This is a genomic window from Vogesella fluminis (assembly GCF_014652335.1).
Taxonomy (GTDB): Bacteria; Pseudomonadota; Gammaproteobacteria; order Burkholderiales; family Chromobacteriaceae; genus Vogesella; species Vogesella fluminis.
On record NZ_BMYP01000030.1, the window covers coordinates 20,575 to 40,145 of the forward strand.

The 19,571-nt window shown below is 62.5% G+C and carries 12 protein-coding genes; 3 read left to right on the forward strand and 9 right to left on the reverse strand.

From position 1 onward, the window contains the following. Window positions 1-2: 2 nt before the first annotated feature. The 9 genes from IE083_RS11680 to IE083_RS11720 form a co-directional block, all read right to left on the reverse strand. Window positions 3-857: a cytochrome c oxidase subunit 3 gene (locus tag IE083_RS11680; protein WP_189353778.1), complete on the reverse strand. Its 855-nt coding sequence runs from the start codon at window positions 855-857 to the stop codon at window positions 3-5. Between the two features lie 15 nt (window positions 858-872). Next, the gene (locus tag IE083_RS11685) at window positions 873-1,052 is read right to left on the reverse strand and encodes a DUF2970 domain-containing protein (protein ID WP_189353779.1); all 180 of its coding nucleotides are present in this window, start codon (window positions 1,050-1,052) and stop codon (window positions 873-875) included. After that, window positions 1,049-1,591 (reverse strand): cytochrome c oxidase assembly protein, encoded by a 543-nt coding sequence (locus IE083_RS11690; RefSeq protein ID WP_047968089.1) that lies wholly within the window; start codon window positions 1,589-1,591, stop codon window positions 1,049-1,051. The genes IE083_RS11685 and IE083_RS11690 overlap by 4 nt, the downstream gene beginning before the upstream one ends. 1 nt (window position 1,592) lies before the next feature. Beyond that, entirely contained in the window at window positions 1,593-3,239 is a 1,647-nt protein-coding gene (gene ctaD, locus IE083_RS11695; RefSeq protein ID WP_189353780.1) for a cytochrome c oxidase subunit I, read from the reverse strand. Between the two features lie 12 nt (window positions 3,240-3,251). Further along, window positions 3,252-4,367 carry a cytochrome c oxidase subunit II gene (gene coxB / locus IE083_RS11700; RefSeq protein ID WP_189353781.1) on the reverse strand — a complete coding sequence of 372 codons (1,116 nt, stop codon included), beginning with the start codon at window positions 4,365-4,367 and terminating at the stop codon, window positions 3,252-3,254. Window positions 4,368-4,512: 145 nt separating this feature from the next. Next, complete coding sequence (bioD, locus tag IE083_RS11705; RefSeq protein WP_189353782.1) at window positions 4,513-5,145, reverse strand: dethiobiotin synthase; 633 nt, start codon at window positions 5,143-5,145, stop codon at window positions 4,513-4,515. Between the two features lie 218 nt (window positions 5,146-5,363). Continuing rightward, the gene (locus IE083_RS11710) at window positions 5,364-7,154 is read right to left on the reverse strand and encodes a 2-isopropylmalate synthase (RefSeq protein WP_189353783.1); all 1,791 of its coding nucleotides are present in this window, start codon (window positions 7,152-7,154) and stop codon (window positions 5,364-5,366) included. 447 nt (window positions 7,155-7,601) lie between these two features. Further along, window positions 7,602-9,629: a TonB-dependent receptor gene (locus tag IE083_RS11715; RefSeq protein WP_189353784.1), complete on the reverse strand. Its 2,028-nt coding sequence runs from the start codon at window positions 9,627-9,629 to the stop codon at window positions 7,602-7,604. A 46-nt stretch (window positions 9,630-9,675) separates the two neighbouring features. Continuing rightward, window positions 9,676-10,599 (reverse strand): alpha/beta hydrolase, encoded by a 924-nt coding sequence (locus IE083_RS11720; RefSeq protein ID WP_189353785.1) that lies wholly within the window; start codon window positions 10,597-10,599, stop codon window positions 9,676-9,678. A gap of 134 nt (window positions 10,600-10,733) precedes the next feature. Between IE083_RS11720 and IE083_RS11725 the strand changes: the two genes are divergently transcribed. From IE083_RS11725 to IE083_RS11735, 3 genes are all read left to right on the forward strand, one after another. Then, entirely contained in the window at window positions 10,734-11,633 is a 900-nt protein-coding gene (locus tag IE083_RS11725; protein ID WP_189353786.1) for a helix-turn-helix transcriptional regulator, read from the forward strand. A 394-nt stretch (window positions 11,634-12,027) separates the two neighbouring features. Next, the gene (locus IE083_RS11730) at window positions 12,028-12,861 is read left to right on the forward strand and encodes a phage tail protein (protein WP_189353787.1); all 834 of its coding nucleotides are present in this window, start codon (window positions 12,028-12,030) and stop codon (window positions 12,859-12,861) included. An 80-nt stretch (window positions 12,862-12,941) separates the two neighbouring features. After that, the gene (locus tag IE083_RS11735) at window positions 12,942-19,328 is read left to right on the forward strand and encodes a DUF4347 domain-containing protein (RefSeq protein WP_189353788.1); all 6,387 of its coding nucleotides are present in this window, start codon (window positions 12,942-12,944) and stop codon (window positions 19,326-19,328) included. Window positions 19,329-19,571: the final 243 nt, after the last annotated feature.

Below are 19,571 nucleotides of genomic sequence, written 5' to 3' on the forward strand. Positions count from 1 at the left end.
CGCTACAGCCAGTACACGAACACGAACAGGATCAGCCACACCACGTCGACAAAGTGCCAGTACCACGCCGCGGCCTCGAAGGCGAAGTGGTGCTCGGCATTGAAATGCCCGCGCAGCACCCGCAGCCACACCACCGCCAGCATGATGGCACCCAGCAGCACGTGCAGGCCGTGAAAGCCGGTGAGCATGAAGAAGGTCATGCCGTAGGCGCCGGAGGCCAGCGACAGGCCCAGCTCGTTCATCGCGTGCGCGTACTCGTAGATCTGCAGCCCGAGAAACAGCGCGCCCAGCACCACCGTCAGCCCGAGACCGAACACCAGCCGCCACCGCTGGCCGGACAGCAGCCCCCAGTGCGCCCAGGTCAGCGTGGCGCCGGACGACAGCAGGATCAGGGTATTGACCGCCGGCAGCCCCCACGGCCCCATCGCCTGGTAAGGGGCGCTGATGCCGGGGCCGGTGGCCAGCGGCCAGCTGGCGGCAAAGCCGGGGTACAGCAGCTGGTGCTGCTCGTTGCCCAGCTCCGGCACCGAGATGGTCCGCACGTAGAACAGCGCGCCGAAGAAGGCGGCGAAGAACATCACCTCGGAAAAAATGAACCAGCTCATGCCCCAGCGGAACGAGGCATCCTCGCGCCGCTGGTAACGGCCGGCCAGGCTTTCGCGGATCACGTCCCCAAACCAGCCGAACAGCATCCACAGCAGGATCAGTACCCCCAGCAGCAGGCCGAACTTGCCGGCGGCGATGCCGTTGACGGTGAAGGATGCCCCCAGCCCCAGCGCAAACAGCGCCACCGCGCCGATGATCGGCCAGCGCGACGGATCGGGCACGAAATAGTGGTGCGACGTGTCGTTATGCATGATTCCTCCGTCCGCTCAGGGCGCCGTCAGCCAGCTGACCAGCAACAGCAGGCCGCCGACAAACAGCGCCACCAGAATGATCGCCGCCGCGATGAGGTCGGCGAAGCGCAACTGGCGGTCAACGTTGGCCGCACGGCCGCGCCGCACGCCGAAGAAGGCGGCCAGCACAGCAGCCAGGGCGCGCAGCGGCCTCATGATCGCCCCGGCACATCGAACACGGTGTAGGCCAGCGTGATGCTGTCGAGGCCGGCCGGCACGTTCTTGTCGACCACGAACACCACCGGAAAGCGCCGGGTCTCGCCCGGTGCAAACGCCTGCTGCGCAAAGCAGAAGCAGTCCAGCTTCTTCACGTACTCCGCCGCCGCCGCCGGCAGGTAACGCGGAATCGCCTGACCGACGACCTGGCGGTTGCTGGCATTGGTGATCTCGTAGTCGACTCGCACGAACTCGCCCGGCACCGCGCGCAGCGTGCGCGTCAGCGGCCGCACCTGCCACGGTAGCCCCGGCTGCACCGTGGCATCGAAGGTCAGCAGTACCGGCGCCAGCGGCGTTGCGGCCAACCTTTGGCTGCCGACCTCGTCCGGCCGCTGCAGGCTGCCCAGCCCGGTCAGGCGGCACAGCGCGTCGTAGACCGGGATCAGCCCCCAGGCGAACACGAACATCACGCAGGCCAGCAGCAGCAGCTTCAGCAGCAGCAGGCGGTTGTCGTGCAGGGTGGCGGGCGGCTTGTCCATGTCAGTGGTGCTTTCCGCCGTGCATGGCGTCGATGCGGCCGTTTTCGCCGACTTCCAGATCCGGCGCCTCGACAAAGCTGTGATACGGCGCCGGGGTGGCGATCTGCCACTCCAGGGTGTCGGCGCCTTCCCACGGCCTGGCCGCGGCCGGCCGGCCGTGGCGCAGGCTGTGCAGCATGTTGGCGAAGAAGATCAGCTGCCCCAACCCGAAGCAGAAGGCGCCGACGCTGGCCAGGGTGTTGAAGTCGGTGAACTGCATGTTGTAGTCGGGAATGCGCCGCGGCATGCCGGCGAGGCCGAGGAAGTGCATCGGGAAGAAGGTGACGTTGAACCACAGCAGCGACCACCAGAAGTGGAACCGGCCCCAGAACTCCGAGTACATGCGCCCGGTCATCTTCGGAAACCAGTAGTACACCGCGGCGAACAGGCTGAACAGCGCGCCGGCTACCAACACGTAGTGGAAGTGCGCCACCACGTAGTAGGTGTCCTGCAGCTGGATGTCGATGGCGGCGATGCTCAGCGTCACCCCGGACAGGCCGCCGACGGTAAACAGGCAGATGAAGCCGATGGCGAACAGCATCGGCGTCTCGAAGCTCATGCTGCCCTGCCACATGGTGCCGATCCAGTTGAACACCTTCACCCCGGTCGGCACCGCGATCAGCATGGTCGCGTACATGAAGAACAGCTGCGCGGTGGCCGGCATGCCGGTGGTGAACATGTGGTGCGCCCACACCATGAAGCTGAGGATGGCGATGGAGCTGGTGGCGTACACCATCGAGGTGTAGCCGAACAGCGGCTTGCGGCTAAAGGTGGGAATGATGTGGCTGACGATGCCGAACGCCGGCAGCGCCATGATGTAGACCTCGGGGTGGCCGAAGAACCAGAAGATGTGCTGGTACAGCACCGGATCGCCGCCGCCGGCGGCATTGAAGAAGTGGGTGCCGAAGTGGCGGTCGGTCAGCACCATGGTCACCACCCCGGCCAGCACCGGCATCACCGCGATGATCAGGTAGGCGGTAATCAGGCTGGCCCAGGCGAACATCGGCATCTTCATCATCGTCATCCCCGGCGCGCGCAGGTTGAGGATGGTGACGATGATGTTGATCGAGCCCATGATCGAGCTGACGCCCATGATGTGGATGGCGAAGATGGTCAGGTCCATGCCCATGCCCATCTGGGTGGACAAGGGCGCGTACAGCGTCCAGCCCGCCGCCGCCGCCCCGCCGGGCACCGCGAACGAGATCAGCAGCAGCAGCAGCGCCGCCGGCGGCAGCAGCCAGAAGCTCCAGTTGTTCATCCGCGCAAACGCCATGTCCGGCGCGCCGATCATCAGCGGCAGCATCCAGTTGGCCAGCCCGGTGAACGCCGGCATGATGGCGCCGAACACCATGATCAGCCCGTGCAGGGTGGTGAACTGGTTGAACAACTCCGGCTGCCAGAACTGCAGCCCGGGCCGGAACAGCTCGGCGCGGATGCACAGCGCCAGCACGCCGCCGAAGATGAACATGCTGAACGCGAACCACAGGTACAGCGAGCCGATGTCCTTGTGGTTGGTGGCGAACAGCCAGCGGCCAATGCCCTGCGGCTTGGCGTGGTGATCGGGCGCGGTGCCGTGCGCCGGCTGCAGTGCACTGTCGATCGCAGTCATGCCCTCTCCCCCTTACGCTTTACCGCCGCGGGCAGCCTTGATGTCCTTCGGCTGCACCACGTCGCCGGTGTGATTGCCCCACGCGTTGCGCTCGTAGGTGATCACCGCCGCAATATCGGTATCCGACAACTGCTTGCCCCACGCCGCCATCGCGGCATTCTTCTTGCTGCCGTTAAGCACGATGTCGATGTGGCCGGGCTTGTCCTTGGTCGCCATCGCCGAGCCGTCCAGCGCCGGGAAGGCGCCGGGGATGCCCTTGCCGCCCGCCTGGTGGCAGGCGACGCAGTTCTGCGTGTACACCTTCTCGCCGCGCGCCATCAGCTCGGCCAGTGGCCAGACCTTGTTCGGATCTTCAAGGTTGGCCGCAGCGGTTTTTTGTCTTGCGGCCAACCATGCCTGGTAATCGGCCGGCGCCTTGGCCACAACCACGATGGGCATGAAGCCGTGATCCTTGCCGCACAGCTCGGCGCACTGGCCGCGATAGGTGCCGGGGCGGTCGACCTTGAACCAGGCATCGCGCACGAAGCCGGGTATCGCATCCTGTTTCACCCCCAGCTGCGGCACCCACCAGGAATGAATCACGTCATTGGCAGTCAGCAGCAGCCGCACCTTGGTGCCGGTCGGCACCACCAGCGGCTGGTCCACCTCCAGCAGGTAGTGCTCGCCGCGATCGGCCACCTGGCGGATGGCACTTTGCGGCGTGGACAGATGGCTCATGAAGGCCACGCCGTCATCGAGGTAGTCGTAGTGCCACTTCCACTGGTAGCCGGTGACCTTGATGGTCAGCTCGGCGCCGGCGCTGCTCTTCTGCAGCAGGATCAGCCGCGTCGCCGGCCACGCCATCGCCACCAGGATCAACAGCGGAATCAGCGTCCAGACGATCTCGACGGTGGTGTTTTCATGGAAGTGTTTTGCCTGATGGCCTGCGGATTTGCGGTGGTGCAGGATGGCCCAGAACATCACGCCGAACACCAGCACGAAGATGCTGCCGGTGATGTACAGCAACAGCATGTGCAGGTCGTAGATATCCCGGGCAATGGCGGTGACCGGTAGCGGCAGATTGACCCCGGCCGCCGGCACAACAGGCGGCCAGCCGGCAAGCAGTAACAGGACACGACGACAGGCCATGGCGTCTTCCCCAGGTAAAATCCCGTATTGGCCGGAAAACCGGTCGCTGCCGCGGCCCGTGCCGCAGCGCTTTATCGAGAATAGGAAGATCAGCCGATAAAACAAGTAGCCATCATGGTGCGCCGCCGCAAACCGGCGCCGCTGCTCAGGTCGCCGCCGCCTCGTAAGGCAGGCTCAGCAGCGGCTCGCCCAACGCGCGCGTGAGCGTCGCCAGATTGTCTTCAAAGGCCAGCTGCGCCGGCACCACGCGGTTGGCGATCCAGCCGGCAAGCGTGCAGCCGCCGGCGCGGATCGCCTGCGCCGTCAGCAGCGCGTGGTTGATGCAGCCCAGCTTCATGCCCACCACCAGGATCACCGGCAGCCCCAGCGCCTGCGCCAGGCCCTGCATGTCCAGCGTGTCCGACAGCGGCGCCAGCCAGCCGCCGGCACCCTCCACCAGCACCACGTCGGCGTCTGCGGCCAACCTTTGGTAGTGTGCGACGATCAGCGCCGGGTCTATCGTCACCCCGGCGTCGCGCGCGGCGATGTGCGGCGACACCGGCGGCAGGAAGCGGTACGGGTTCATCAGTGCCAGATCGGTCTGCCCGGTGGCCGCCACCAGCCGCGCCACGTCGTCGTTGTGCCAGCTGCCGTCCGGCAGGATGTCGCAGCCGGAGGCCACCGGCTTCATCGCCAGCACGCGCTTACCCTGCGCCTGCCAGTGGCGGATCAGCTGCACCGCGCTGTGGGTCTTGCCGATCTCGGTATCGGTGCCGGTAATGAAATAGCCTTGTGCCATGGGCAGTGTCCTTGTGGAAAGCTCCGCCTGCAGATGCGGCCAAGCCGGCAAATGAAAAGACAGACGCGACAAGGCCGACCTCGTGGGTCGGCTGTCTGCACCTGCCGTGGTGGGGGCAAGGGCCAAATGGGGCGGCCTTGTGAGCCTTTGATCTTTCGCGCTGCGGCCAACCTGGCCCGGTAGGGTGGCCAGCCGCAACGCGTGCGCGCTCTTTGCTGTTACACCGGGCCTTGCGCGTGCACGCGCTCGGTCTTGCTGGACAGCTTATTCAATGCCGCCAGGTAGGCCTTGGCGCTGGCGACAATGATGTCGGTGTCGGAACCCTGACCGTTGGCGATGCGGCCGTCCTTGGCCAGGCGCACGGTCACTTCGCCCTGCGATTCGGTGCCCTTGGTGATGGCATTGACCGAGTACAGCTCCAGCTCGGCCTCGCTCTTCACCACGCTCTCGATGGCCTTGAAGGCGGCATCGACCGGGCCGGAGCCGGTGGATTCGGCACGCTGCTCGTTGCCGTGCTCGACGAACACGATCTGCGCCTGCGGCGCCTCGCCGGTCTCGGTCGCCACTTTCAGCGACACGAACTTGTAGTCTTCCTGCTCGGCGGTAACCAGCTGGTCGGACACCAGCGCGTGCAGGTCTTCGTCGAAGATCTCGCGCTTCTTGTCGGCCAGCTCCTTGAAGCGGGCGAACGCCGCGTTCAGTGCCTCTTCGCTGTCCAGCACGATGCCCAGCGCGGTGAGCTTGGTGCGGAACGCGTTGCGGCCGGACAGTTTGCCCAGCGTCAGACGGTTGGCGGTCCAGCCCACCGACTCGGCGGACATGATCTCGTAGGTTTCGCGGTGCTTGAGCACGCCGTCCTGGTGGATGCCGGATTCATGGGCGAAGGCGTTGGCGCCGACGATGGCCTTGTTCGGCTGCACCGGGTAGCCGGTGATGGTGGACACCAGCTTGGACGCCGGCACGATCTGGGTGGCGTCGACGCCGGTTTCCACACCGAACACGTCCTTGCGGGTTTTCACCGCCATCACGATCTCTTCCATCGCGGCGTTGCCGGCGCGTTCGCCCAGGCCGTTGATGGTGCACTCTACCTGGCGCGCACCGCCCAGTACTGCCGCCAGGCTGTTGGCCACCGCCATGCCCAGGTCGTTGTGGCAGTGCGCCGACCAGATCACCTGGTCGCCGCCCGGGGTCTTGGCGATCAGCTCGCGGAAGAAGGCCTCGGTGATCTTGGGCACCGCGTAGCCGACGGTGTCCGGTACGTTGAGGGTGGTGGCACCGGCCTTGATCACCTCGCCGAAGATGCGGGCGAGGAAGTCGATGTCGGAGCGCAGCGCGTCTTCGGCGGAGAATTCCACGTCGTCGGTGTATTCGCTCGCCAGTTTGACGGCCTTCACGGCGGCTTCCACCACTTCATCCGGCGTCATGCGCAGCTTTTTCTCCATGTGGATCGGGCTGGTGGCGATGAAGGTATGGATGCGCTTTTTCGGGGCCGGGGCGATGGCTTCGCCGGCGGCGCGGATATCACGCTCGTTGGCACGCGCCAGGCTACAGACGGTGGAATCCTTGATCACCTCGGCGATGGCGCGGATGGCGTCGGCATCGCCCGGGCTGGCGGCAGCAAAACCAGCCTCGATCACGTCCACACCCAGGCGCTCCAGTTGGCGGGCGATACGGACTTTTTCTTCTTTGGTCATGGCCGCGCCCGGCGATTGCTCGCCGTCACGCAGGGTGGTATCGAAAATGTAAAGACGGTCGCCCATGTCTGGTGATCTCCATTGGGCCGCGGGTTGTGCCCCGGCCAGATAGTCGTTGAAATCGAAACGCTTGCCCTGATCGACGGCGAGTTTGGCCAGCTTGTTCAGCTGTGCCAGCGGCAAGGTACCGCGCTCGCGCCATTTGTAGATGGCAGCACGGGACACCGGCTCATCGGGAAAGGCCGCCGTCAACGCTTCCGCGAGCGTACCGGGGCCACCAAAATCCTCGATTAGACGCTCGATGTCCAATTGCATGCTGCTGCTCCTGTCTTGTTATGGGTTCACGATACAAATTTGGCGACAATCTGTCAAACACAACACCATAAACAGGCAAATGCCGTGTTGCAAAATAATGTCCAAAGCCAATTGTTAGACATTTTGTCTGAATTCGCTTGCTTGCTGATCAGTGTTGCACCGGCAGATACCAAACAGCCCGTACCGATCGTCACCGGCACGGGCTGTATCTGCAGGCCGGACAACGGCCCGGCTACTGCAAGGCCAGCACCCCGTAAGGCAGCGTGGACAGCCAGCGCAGGCGGTCGTGACCGGCGGCAAACCCGGCATACTGCACACGGGCGCCGCGCGCCGTCAGCACGTCGCGCAGGTGGCGGGAGGTCTCCGGAATCGGGGAATGGCCGCCGGCAAATGACGGCGTCCTTGCAAGACGGACGGCTGCCGCAGTTGCGGCAGCCGTGGCCCGGTTCAGAAGCGGTAATCGACGTTCATGCCCACGGTACGCGGCGCACCGACGTAGAAGCCGTTGGTGCGCTTGCCCAGGGTGATGTCCTCGTTCAGCGCGTTCTTCACGTAGGCACGCACGGTGGTGTCGTCGTTCAGCGCATAGGCCAGGTTGAGGTTGAGCAGGTTGTAGTCGCCGCCGATGCCGGTACCGGTATTGGCGATATCGGTGTAGTACTCGCCGACATATTGCAGGTTGGCCGCAGCGGTCCAGCTGCCCCACTGTTTCTTTACGCCCAGATTGGCGGTGATTTCCGGCGCGTAGGTCATCTCCTTGCCGGCAATGCCTGCTGCGCCTGCCGGTGCCTTGTCCACCTTGCTGCGCAACAGGCCCAGGCCGGCATTCACTTCCAGCCCGCCACCGATGCTGGCGGCGGCACTCAGCTCCAGGCCCACGGAGTGCGCCTGCGGCACGTTGCGCAGGCGGCTGGCATAGCTCATCTGGTAATCGGTGTAGTCGTTGTAGAACAGGTTGGCGCCCAGCAGCATGCCGCCCTGCCGCGTTTTCAGCGCATATTCGTAGGCGTTGACCTTCTCGCTGTCGTATTCGAATACCGCATTGTTCTCGTCCACCGACACGCCACCGGGGTTGTAGCCCTGGCGCACGACAAAGCTCATCCGCGTGGCCGGAGACCATTGGTGGCTGATGCCGACCTTGGGCAGCAGCAGCGTGTTGCCGACGTCGCCCTTGATCGGGGCGCCGTAGTAGGTGATGTCGCGGTTCTGCGTTTCGCGCTCGGCACGCAGGCCGGCCAGCAGCGACCAGTGCTCGTTCAGCGCCAGTTCGCCGTCGCCGTAGGCCGCCAGCGTGCCGACCTTGTCGGTGCCGCGAAACACGTTAGCGGTAGCGGTGTTGGCATTCAGGTCCTGGTTGCGCCGGTAGGCATACAGGCCCAGCACGCCGCTGAGGGCGCTTTGCGACCGGTTGAATACCAGGCGGCCTTCCAGTGTGTGGTTCTGGTCGTCCAGTGCCAGGCTCATGCGCGACGGATGCTGTTCGAAAGCGATATGGTTGTCGCCAAGGCTGTACTGCAGGTGGCCGGTCACACCGTTCTGGAAGTCGTACTCGGTATCCAGGGTGGTGGTGGTGTTCTGCGAGTCCTGCAAGCGCACATTGCTGCGGGCTGATGCGTTATAGGTATAGGTACCCAGGTCCGGCCCGCTGATCAGGTTCAGGTATTCGCCCTGGTAGTCGCGGTGCGATACGGTGAGTCGTGCCTGCAGCTGCGGCAGCGATTTCGGCTTCCACAACAGCTTGCCGCGCACGTTCAGGCGCTCCAGTGCCGAAGCATCCTGGCCGCTGACGCCGGTGTAGTTGATGAAACCGTGGCCTTTCACGGCGTTTGCAGCCAGGCGATAGGCCAGTTCGTCCTCCACCAGCGCACCGGACAGCATGCCGGCCACGCTGGTACGGCCATCCTCGCTTTCCCGGCCCAGCCGCAATGCGCCCTCTTGGTGGAAGGCGGGATCGTTGGTCTGTACCAGTACGGCACCGCCCAGCGCGTTGCGGCCCTGGGTGGTGGATTGCGGCCCGCGCAGCACTTCCACCTGTTTCACATCCCACATGTCCATGTCCAGGTACTGCTGGCCGGTCCACACGTCGGCCACGCCATCGATGCTGGTGCTGATGCGCGGACGGCCGCCGCCGACGAAGGAGTAGAAGCCGACACCGGGGCCGGCACCTTCCACGCCACGGATGTTCACGCCACCCACGGCATTGATGGTCATGTTGGGTACCAGCGCTGCTACCTCGTTGACCGAGCCGATGTCGCCGTTATCCACCTGCTCGCCCTGCAGCACGCTGACTGCGGTGGTAGTCCTGGCCAGGCTGCGCTTCATCTTCTCGCCGGTCACCGTTACCGTATCCAGCACCGCCTCGCCATCGGCGGCATGCACGGCCGCTGCCGACAGCAACAGGATGCTGCCGCAGAGGATGGCATATAGCGGGTTGGCCGCAAGACTGCGGTCGGCGTATTTGCGTTTCTTCATCATTATGTTCCCGAAATACAGGGGTGGCAGGCCACCCCGTCACATGAAATCAGCGCCCCGCTTGCCAGACAGGGCTGAAGGCGATATCCAGCACACGGTCGATGGCAAAGCCGTGCATCTGGCCGTGATCGTGATCGGCAATCACGCGGTAATCGGTCACCACGCCCGGCTGGCCGTACAGCCGCGCCATCATCGCCGCGGCGTTATCCACCATGCGGTTCTGCTGCAGGCGCTGCTGCCGCGTGCGATCGGCCGTGATGGCGTAGGTAGCCGGCTGTTCGCTCTGCCCCACCCATAGCGCCACCAGGCGCGGCTCACCGGCCGGCATGGCCGGCAACGGCGCCGACAGCAGCACACGCTCGCCAAACCACAGCGACGGGCTGATGGCGAAGTAATGCTGGAATGCGGCAGGCTGCCGCAGCAGCTGGTACAGGGCAAACAGCCCGCCGTAGGAGTGGCCGAACAGGCTCTGCCGTACCGGATTCACCGGCAGGCGGCGGGCAATCTCCGGCTTCAGCTCTTCGTTGATGAAGCGGGCAAAGGCATCGGCACCACCGTGGTGCGGCGACAGCTTGTCGCAGGGCTGGCAGGTCACCGGCGGGGTGTAATCCTGCGCACGCAGATCCAGCGTCTGTGCAAACGGACGGCCATAACCGATGCCCACCACCACACCCGGCTGCGGCACCGCCGGGCCGTGCTGCCGCAGGCGCTCGAACACGCCGGCCTCACGCGGGTTGTCGCGGTGGAACTGGGCAAAGTTGTAATCGCCATCCAGCGCGTACAGCACCGGGTAACCGCCGGCCGGCGGCGGCACCACCGGCACCGACAGATAGATGCGGTAGGTCTGGCCGGTGTGCTGCGAATGCAGCGCAAACTGGCTGGCATCATCCAGCAATACCGGCCCGGCAACCGCCAGCGGCAACAGGCCAAGACATAACAGGCAGCCGCCCAGGAGCCGCACAACGTACATCATCACCACCCCCTTTATTGATAATTATTCCTATTGACAAGAGTCTGGTAGTATCCGCCATAGCACGCCATGCCGCCTTTGCGACAGGGGCAATGTTATTTGCGCCAGAAGCGCGACAGGAACACGGAGAACACGACATGCAGGGGCAGCAGCAGGACAGCACCCGCCCGATGGCAGGCAATTACGCCTGGGTGCAGCAGACGACACCTGAGCTGCGCATCAGCGCCAATTGCAGCCGCACCAATCCGCACAGCCACAGTAGCCACAGCAATGCCGAACTACGCCTGATCGTAGCCCTGCAGGGCAGCATCCAGCTGAGCTTCGGCCGGCAATCTTTCCGCCTGCAGCCACGGCACCAGGCCCAGGTGCTGCTGGTAAACCTGAACGAACAGGAGCTGTTCGAGCGCCACTGCGGCAGCGGCAGCATGGAGCAGAAAGTATGCATGGCGCTGGGACACGGCTGGCTGGAGCAGCACGGCCTGCCGGAAACCGGCAGCCAGTCGCCACTGGCACGCCTGGCCAGCCGTCACCTCGCCGCCATGCAATGGGCAGCCGGCCCGCAACTGACCCGGCTTGCACTGCAAATGGTGCAGCACCGTGCGGTCAGCCCCCTGCTAAGCAGCATCGAGCGCGAAGGCATGGGCATGCTGCTGCTGGGACAGGTACTGGATGAACTGGGCAGCCCGGCACCAGTCCCCGGCCCGCAGCTGCAGCGACGACTGCTGCGGGTAAAAGAACTGATCGACAGTGGCGAGGCCGGCGACTGGAGCCTGCATCGGCTGGCAGACACCGCCTGCATGAGCAGCAGCACACTGCAGCGGCACTTCCGCCGCCATTTTGATTGCAGCGTGATGGACTACCTGCGTGGCCAGCGGCTGGAAAACGCCCGCCAGGCACTGCTGAGCGGCCGGCACAGCATTACCGATGCGGCCCTGACCGCGGGCTACAGCTCTGCGGCCAACTTTGCCACCGCCTTCCGCCGCCGCTTCGGCCACCCGCCCGGAACCTGCCTGCGGCAAGCCCCGCCAGCACCTTAGAACCTGTTCAAGGTCTTTTTGCGGCTGTGCTGGCCCGGCAAATGGCCAGATGCAAGGCGGACGGCGCAGGCGCGGGTCTTGCAAGGTCAAACCGGCCAACGCCACAGCTGGTCGTTTGCCGGGCCAGCCCTTCGGGGCCACGCCATTCCGGCCCTCGCCGACAAGAGCCCGGTTTCTTTCCGTTAAATTAAGACTGCACCGTCGCAACCACCTACGCCTCATCCAATACGCCGCATCGTCAACACACCTGTGTGACAGGAAAAGACACTTCGGCAACAGCCATACCATTCGGGTCGAAAAGCATGAATCAAAACAACATAATATGTTGATTGCAAGCCAATGCCATGCTATGCATAACGCATTCACTGTGCAACCGACCAGGAGATCACAAACCATGAGTCACGACAAACTCACCCTGCCCGCGCTTCGGCTGGCGGCCGTCTCTTCGCTGATGCTGTTATCAGCCCAGGCCCTGGCAACTTGCTCAACAGATCCTTACATAGGCTCGGTTTGCTATACGGCAGCCAATTTTTGTCCGGCACCCGGATATCTACCAGCTGATGGCAGAACCCTGAATGTCTCAGGTTACCAAGCACTGTATTCACTGCTGGGCAATATGTATGGCGGCACCGCACCTGCAACATTCGCGCTGCCAGACCTCAGAGTGCGTACAGTGGTTGGTACAGGTAAGCAGCCTGCAACAAACGTCACTATGCAACCGGGACAAACTCGCGGTCAGGAAACAACCGTCCTCAACCCGGCACAAGTTCCGCTCGTCCTTCATGCCCATACATTGGGATCAACAACCTCACAACCAATAACCGCCAGTGCGACTGCCAATCTGCCTGTTACGGTAACCGTGCCCGCACAGGCCATATCTGTTAACGGCAACCTGCAGATAGCCAATGACACGGCCAGCGGCCAAGGCACAGTAACCGCCGGAGCCATTCTGGCCAAAGGGGGTGGACAAGCATCGATTTACGCGCCTGCGTCTACCACGCAGGCCAATACCAACATCGGCCCGACACAGACCTTCCAGGGCACAACCAGCAGCCAACAAGCAAATGGTACGGCACAAGGTCAATTCAATTTTGCCTTCCAGTTGCCGCAAAATCTGTCTGTCGCCCCCGCCGGACAGGCTGCAAGCCAGGCGGTATCCCTTATCAATCCTCAAATCGGCTTGACCGCCTGCATCGCTACCGCCGGCACCTACCCCATGCGCCCTTAAGCAGCGGCCAAATCATCAAGTGCAAGCACATTTGCACTTGATGACGCCTACTCGTTCCCCTTTGCGCAGGAAATCAGATCATGAATGAAACAGTCCGACACGACTTGCCACAAGCAACCGATCGACTCGAGCTGGTCGTCATAGACCGAAGTATCAGTAACTGGGAAGTGCTGGCAGACAGCGTCGCGCCGGGCTATCAGGTCCTGCTGCTATCGGATGGTGGCAACGGCTTGGCTGAGCTGGCCGCTTGGTGTGTCACGCATTCCGGTTACGATGCCATTCATATCTTCAGCCATGGTAGTGCCGGCCAGTTAAACCTGGGAAGTGACAATATTTCGGCCGCCAGCCTGCATGACTCCACTCAGTCGGCACAACTACGCACACTGGGCGATGCACTCGACCCGGAAGGAGACTTGCTGCTATACGCCTGCTCGCTGGCAGCAGACGAGGCCGCACGAACATTCATCGCCGATCTGGCACAACTGACCAGTACCGATATTGCCGCCTCCAGCGACCTGACCGGCAACGCCGCAAGCGGTGGCAACTGGTTACTGGAAGCCACTACCGGCAGTGTAATCAACACCCGGTTTCCGTTGATCCCTGAAAAAGCCGAGCTTTTCAGCGGTGCACTGGTTAATGCCACGCTGACATTCGAAGCAGGAACAGGCAGCCTCTCCGGTGACGGTACCGACACCATTACCTATGCTCACACCGATTCGAACAGCACGTTTACGTTTACTACCAAGGATGTAAACAACAACACAGGTATTTTAAAGAATGGTTCTAGTTATGGAGCCCCTACAGGTCGCCATGACGATGAGTCTATCTATACAGAATCCAGTGGCAAGGCAACCTCGTTAACCGTCACCATCGGCGGTGGCAAGGTATTTGACCTGATCTCGTTTTATCTGAGCAACCAGAACGCTACTGGTGACCAGACATTTACCGTTACCACCAGCAAAGGCGGCTCGACTACCGGTACCGCGGGCTTTAGCGGCCCAATTGATACCGACAAGATCACCCTGCCAGATACCGACGACTTCAAGGGCATCACCTGGTTTACCATCACGGCGCCGAATGGCGGTGCCTTCATGGAGCTGGATGATATCGAGCTGACCAATATCATCACCCCGGCTTCGGCCCCGACGACCACCGTCAGCAGCACAAGCCTGTCTGCCGATACCGGCAGCAGCAGCAGCGATTTCATTACCCAAACCGCCAGCCAGACCATCAGCGGTACGCTGTCAACCAATCTGGCAACGGGTGAAAAGGTTGAGGTCTCGTTTGACAATGGCAGCAGCTGGAGCGATGCCAGCAGCTTTAGCGTAGGTTCATCGTCATGGAGCACCACGACCACGCTGAGCGGCAGCAATACCTTTCAGGCACGAGTGACCAACTCCGGCGGCAGCAGTACCGCCTATAGCAAAGCCTATGTGCTGGATTCGAGTGCACCGGCGATTTCTGCCCCGGACATGACATCCGGCACAGACAGCGGCAGCTCAAGTAGCGACAATCTGACCAGCGATAACACGCCGACCTTCACCGGCACCGCCGAAGCGGGTGCCAGCGTGACCTTGTACGATAGCGATGGCAGCACTTCGCTCGGCAACGTCACTGCCGATGGCAGCGGCAACTGGAGCATCACCGCCAGCACCCTGAGCGAGGGCAGTCATACCCTGACGGCCAAGGCGACTGATAGCGCCGGCAATACCAGCAATGCCTCCGCCTCTCTGGCAGTGAGCATCGATAACACCGCCCCGACGGTGACTTCGGTGTCGTCCGCCACAGCCAATGGCAGTTACAAAACCGGCGATGTCATCGCCATCACCGTGCAATTCAGTGAGGCCGTGACCGTCACCGGCACGCCGCAGCTGACCCTGGAAACCGGCAGCACCGACCGTGTCGTCAACTACGCCAGCGGCTCCGGTACCAGCACGCTGACTTTCAACTACACCGTGCAGGCTGGCGACACGTCGGCCGATCTCGACTATGCCTCGACCGCAGCACTAGCCCTGAACGGCGGCACCATCAAGGATGCCGCCGGCAATAACGCCACGCTGACCCTGGCAACGCCCGGTGCGGCGGACTCGCTGGGCGCCAACAAGGCCATCGTGATCGATGGCGTGGCACCGACGGTGACGTCGGTCTCGGCCTCGACCGCTGACGGTGCTTACCACACCGGCGACACCGTCACCATCACCGTCACCTTCAACGAAGCGGTGACCGTGGACACCTCGGGCGGCACGCCGCGACTAAAGCTGGAAACCGGCACCACCGACCAATATGCCGGCTACGTCAGCGGCTCCGGCAGCAACACGCTGACCTTCAGCTACACCGTGCAGGCCGGGGATACGTCGACAGACCTCGATTACACGGCCACGAACGCGCTGGAACTCAATAGCGGCACCATCCGGGATGCTGCCGGCAACCATGCCACGCTGACGCTGGCATCGCCCGGCGCGGCGGGCTCGCTGGGAGCCAACAAGGCACTATTGATCAATCCGCCGCCCACCATTACCAGTGCCACTTACGATGCCGATAGCGGCGAGCTGGTAGTAACGGCGGTCGGCCTGATCGCCGCCAGTGGTGCCGCCAACGACATTGTCACCAACAAGTTTACCCTCACCGGCGAAGGCGGCAACACCTATACCCTGACCGACACGGCCAATGTCGAGATCAGCTCGGCCACCAGCTTTACGCTGACCCTCAGTGCCACCGACAAGGCTGCGGCCAACCTTATCCTCAACAAGAACGGTACCAGTTCAGCCAGTGGCACCACCTTCAACCTCGCCGCGGCCGAAGACTGGGCCGCAGGTGCGGATGCCAGCCTGGTGGTCGCCGATCTCACCGGCAATGACGTAACCGCCAGCAATGTGGCCACCCCCGCCATCACCAGCGCTACCTATGACTACGCCAGCAATACCCTGGTCGTGACCGGCACCGGCTTTGTCAGCAAAGCCGGTGCCAGCAACGACATCGATATCAGCAAACTGACCATTACCGGCCAGGGCGGTGCCAGCTATACCCTGACCAGTGCCAGCGACGTTGAAATCACGTCTGGTACCAGCTTCAGCATCACCTTGTCCGGCAGCGACCTTGTCAATGTGAAAGCCTTGCTGAACAAAAATGGCACCACGGCGCATGACAGCACCTCTTTCAACCTCGCCGTGGCCGAAGACTGGGCGGCCGGTGCGGATGCGGCCATAGTGATTGCCGATACCACCGGTAACGGCATTACCGTCACCAACTGGGCGGCACCGGTAATCAGCAGTACCAGCTTCGACTGGGCCACTGGCCAGCTGGTACTGACAGGCAGCGACTTTGTCCCGGCCAGTGGTACCGCGAATGATGTGATCGCCAGCAAATTCACTTTTACCGGCGAAGGTGGCAACACTTACACCCTGAGCGACAGCAGCAATATCGAGATCGGCAGCGATAGCAGCGCCACCCTGACGCTGTCGGCGACCGACCTGATGGCCGTACGTGGCCTGCTAAGCAAGAACGGTGCACTATCTGCCGATAGCACCACATACAATCTGTCAGCGGCCGATGACTGGATGGCCGCCAGCCCGGCGACCGGGAACATTGCCGATGCCAGTACCGGCATTACCGTCAGCAATGTCGGCACCCCATCCATCACTGATGCCAGCTATGACGCCGATACAGGCATCCTGAGCGTGACCAGCAGCAACCTGTTCCGCAAAACCGGGGCCGGCAACGATGTGGATATTTCCACACTGACCCTGACCGGCGGCACAGCCAATGCCACTTACACGCTGACTAGCGCCAGCGATGTCGAAATCACCTCGGCCACCAGCTTCAGCATCACCCTCAGCGGTGCCGACAAGGCCGCGGTCGATACCCTGCTCGACCAACTGGGCACCCAGTCTACCGGCGGCTCCATTTACAACCTGGCTGCCGCTGACAACTGGTTGGCCGGCGCCGACAGTGCCACGGATATCAACGATGCCACCAATGCTGTCACCGTCAGCGTCAACCCCAAGCTGAGTTCGGCCAGCTACGATGCCAGCACCGGCACACTGGTGGTGACCGGCAGCAGCCTGCAAGCCAATGGCAGTGGCGCGGACATCGACACCAGCAAGCTGACCCTGACCGGCGAAGGTGGCGTGACCTACACCCTGACCGACACCAGTGATGTAGAAATCACTTCGGCCACCGGCTTTACCCTGACCCTCAGTGCCACCGACAGGGCTGCGGCCAACCTTATTCTCAACAAGAACGGCACCAGCTCGACTGGTGGCACTACCTTCAACCTCGCCGCGGCCGATGACTGGAACACCCAAATCACCGCCGGCGATACGGCGGACAGCACCAATGGCCTAACTGTCAGCAACGTTGCCGTCCCGGCCATCACCAGCGCCACCTACCACGCCGCGACCGGCACCCTGGTCGTCACCGGCACCGGACTGCTGAAGCGTGATGGCAGCACCAACGACATTGTCGCCAGCAAGTTCACCCTCACCGGTGAAGGCGGCAGTACCTACACCTTGACCGACAGCGCCAATGTCGAAATCAGTTCAGGTACCGGCTTTACGCTGACCCTCAGCGCCACCGACAAGGCTGCGGCCAACCTGATCCTCAACAAGAACGGTACCAGCTCGACCAGTGGCACCACCTTCAACCTCGCCGCAGCCGAAGACTGGGCCGCCGGTGCGGATGCGGCGGTCGTGATTGCCGATCTTAGCGGTAATGGCATCACCGTCAGCAACGTTACCGCCCCAGCCATCTCCAGCGCGACCTACAACGAAAGCAGCGGAGTGCTGACCGTAACCGGTACCGGCTTCCTGAAACGGGATGGTGCAGCCAATGACATCGATGTCGGCAAGCTGAAAATCTCCGGAGACAGCACCGAATATACTCTGACCTCGGCCAACGTCGACATCACCAGTGCCACCAGCTTCAGCATCACACTAAATGCCACCGATAAAACCGCTCTGGCCAGCCGCCTGAACAAGGATGGTACCAGCTCGACCAGCAATGCCACTTACAACCTGGCAGCAGTCGAGGACTGGGCGCAAGGTGCAGATGCCGCCGTCACCGTCGCAGACCTGACCGGCAACGGTATTACCGTAACCCTCACGCCCCCGGCACCACCACTACCGCCACCCACTACCAGTCCGGATGACAAGGATGGCGTCAGCGAGATGGTAGAAAATGCCGTACCGGCCGTGCCTGACAGCAAGGGCAATACTGTCATTGGTGACGGCAATGGCGATGGCCATACAGATAGCACCCAGGCGAATGTCAGTTCGGTAGCCTTCCTCAATACCACTACCGCACAAAGCAACCCCGGAGCGGCCAAGCCGGTTTATGTCACCCTGGTGGCCGATTCGGACAGCGGCAAGACCGGGGCAACGGCCACGGCCGCGCTGTCTGACGTCAAGCAGCTGGACAAGCCTGCAGATGCCCCTGCAGACCTGACCATGCCGCTGGGCCTGATTGCCTTCAAGGCCGATGCCGGCTCCGCCGGTGCCAGCAAGAACTTCAGCCTGTATGTCGACAGCAGCATCAGCGTCAACGGCTACTGGAAAAAGCTTGGCAGCGACTGGGTCAACCTGGCCAGTGAGCAATACGGCGGCAAGCTCATCACCGAAGGCGGCAAGACCCGGCTCGACTTCAGCATTGAAGATGGCGGCCAATTCGACAATGACGGCAAAGCCGACGGCGTGATTACCGATCCGGGCGCCATCGGCTTCCGCGCGGGTAGCAGTAGCGACAGCGACAATGACCAGTTCCCGGATGCACTCGAAGCGGCCAATGGGCTACAGGTTGGCGTAAAAGACAACGACGTATTCGGCAGTAGCAGATTATTCGTAATGCAGCTATACCGCGACACGCTGTTCCGTGAAGCCGATCCGGACGGACTGGTTGCGTGGCAAAAACAGCTCGATAGCGGCGCAATGAATCGCGCACAAATTACCAGCGCTTTCCTGGACTCGGCCGAGTTCCAGGCCGGAGCCGGAGCCATTACCCGTCTCTATCTGGGCGCACTGGACCGTCAGCCGGATCAGGCCAGACTGGACTACTGGGTAGCACAGTGGCAAGACGGCACGTCTCTGCAGCAAATCTCCGCCAGTTTTCTGGACAGTATGGAATTCAAGGATCGCCATACCGGCACAGACAATGCCGCCTTTATCGACCTGATGTACAACCAGATTCTAGACCGGACTGGCGAGTCAGCCGGCGTACAAGCCTGGAAAGCACAGCTGGATGCCGGCATGGCCCGCAGTCAGGCGCTGCTGGGCTTTACCGAATCAACAGAATATCGTGCGCTATCCGACCAGCAGGTGAATCTGGGTATCGACTATCTGGGGCTGTTGAACCGCGAACCAGACAGTGTCGGCTATGCACACTGGTTGGGGCGTATCCAGCAGAACATGCCCGAGGTAGACATCATTGGCCACTTCATGGCGGTACAGGAATACCATGACCGCTTCTTGCCATAAATCAAGATTGACAGGGGGCTGTTAACGCTCGGAAGCCAAAGCGTGAAGGAAGGCGCGCAAACCTGCAAATCAAGGTTGCTACACCAATTTTCTGCAGGTTTACGATGCCCCGACTGATGCTCGGAACCTTGATTGAAGCCGGAAAAGATCCAGCGTCAGCCCGCGTTCTACAACAAACCCGATTGATAGCGTCCGTCAAGGTGGTGTAAATTTCAGGGCCGAACTCCGGTCCGGTTTTCCAGG

What these genes read in the sequence shown, in the direction of transcription:
- IE083_RS11730 (WP_189353787.1), top strand. Translation starts at nt 12,028, where the DNA reads ATGAGTCACGACAAACTCACCCTGCCCGCGCTTCGGCTGGCGGCCGTC.
- IE083_RS11715 (WP_189353784.1), bottom strand. Translation starts at nt 9,629, where the DNA reads ATGATGAAGAAACGCAAATACGCCGACCGCAGTCTTGCGGCCAACCCG.
- IE083_RS11690 (WP_047968089.1), bottom strand. Translation starts at nt 1,591, where the DNA reads ATGGACAAGCCGCCCGCCACCCTGCACGACAACCGCCTGCTGCTGCTG.
- ctaD (WP_189353780.1), bottom strand. Translation starts at nt 3,239, where the DNA reads ATGACTGCGATCGACAGTGCACTGCAGCCGGCGCACGGCACCGCGCCC.
- IE083_RS11725 (WP_189353786.1), top strand. Translation starts at nt 10,734, where the DNA reads ATGCAGGGGCAGCAGCAGGACAGCACCCGCCCGATGGCAGGCAATTAC.
- IE083_RS11680 (WP_189353778.1), bottom strand. Translation starts at nt 857, where the DNA reads ATGCATAACGACACGTCGCACCACTATTTCGTGCCCGATCCGTCGCGC.
- IE083_RS11735 (WP_189353788.1), top strand. Translation starts at nt 12,942, where the DNA reads ATGAATGAAACAGTCCGACACGACTTGCCACAAGCAACCGATCGACTC.
- IE083_RS11720 (WP_189353785.1), bottom strand. Translation starts at nt 10,599, where the DNA reads ATGATGTACGTTGTGCGGCTCCTGGGCGGCTGCCTGTTATGTCTTGGC.
- IE083_RS11685 (WP_189353779.1), bottom strand. Translation starts at nt 1,052, where the DNA reads ATGAGGCCGCTGCGCGCCCTGGCTGCTGTGCTGGCCGCCTTCTTCGGC.
- bioD (WP_189353782.1), bottom strand. Translation starts at nt 5,145, where the DNA reads ATGGCACAAGGCTATTTCATTACCGGCACCGATACCGAGATCGGCAAG.
- IE083_RS11710 (WP_189353783.1), bottom strand. Translation starts at nt 7,154, where the DNA reads ATGCAATTGGACATCGAGCGTCTAATCGAGGATTTTGGTGGCCCCGGT.
- coxB (WP_189353781.1), bottom strand. Translation starts at nt 4,367, where the DNA reads ATGGCCTGTCGTCGTGTCCTGTTACTGCTTGCCGGCTGGCCGCCTGTT.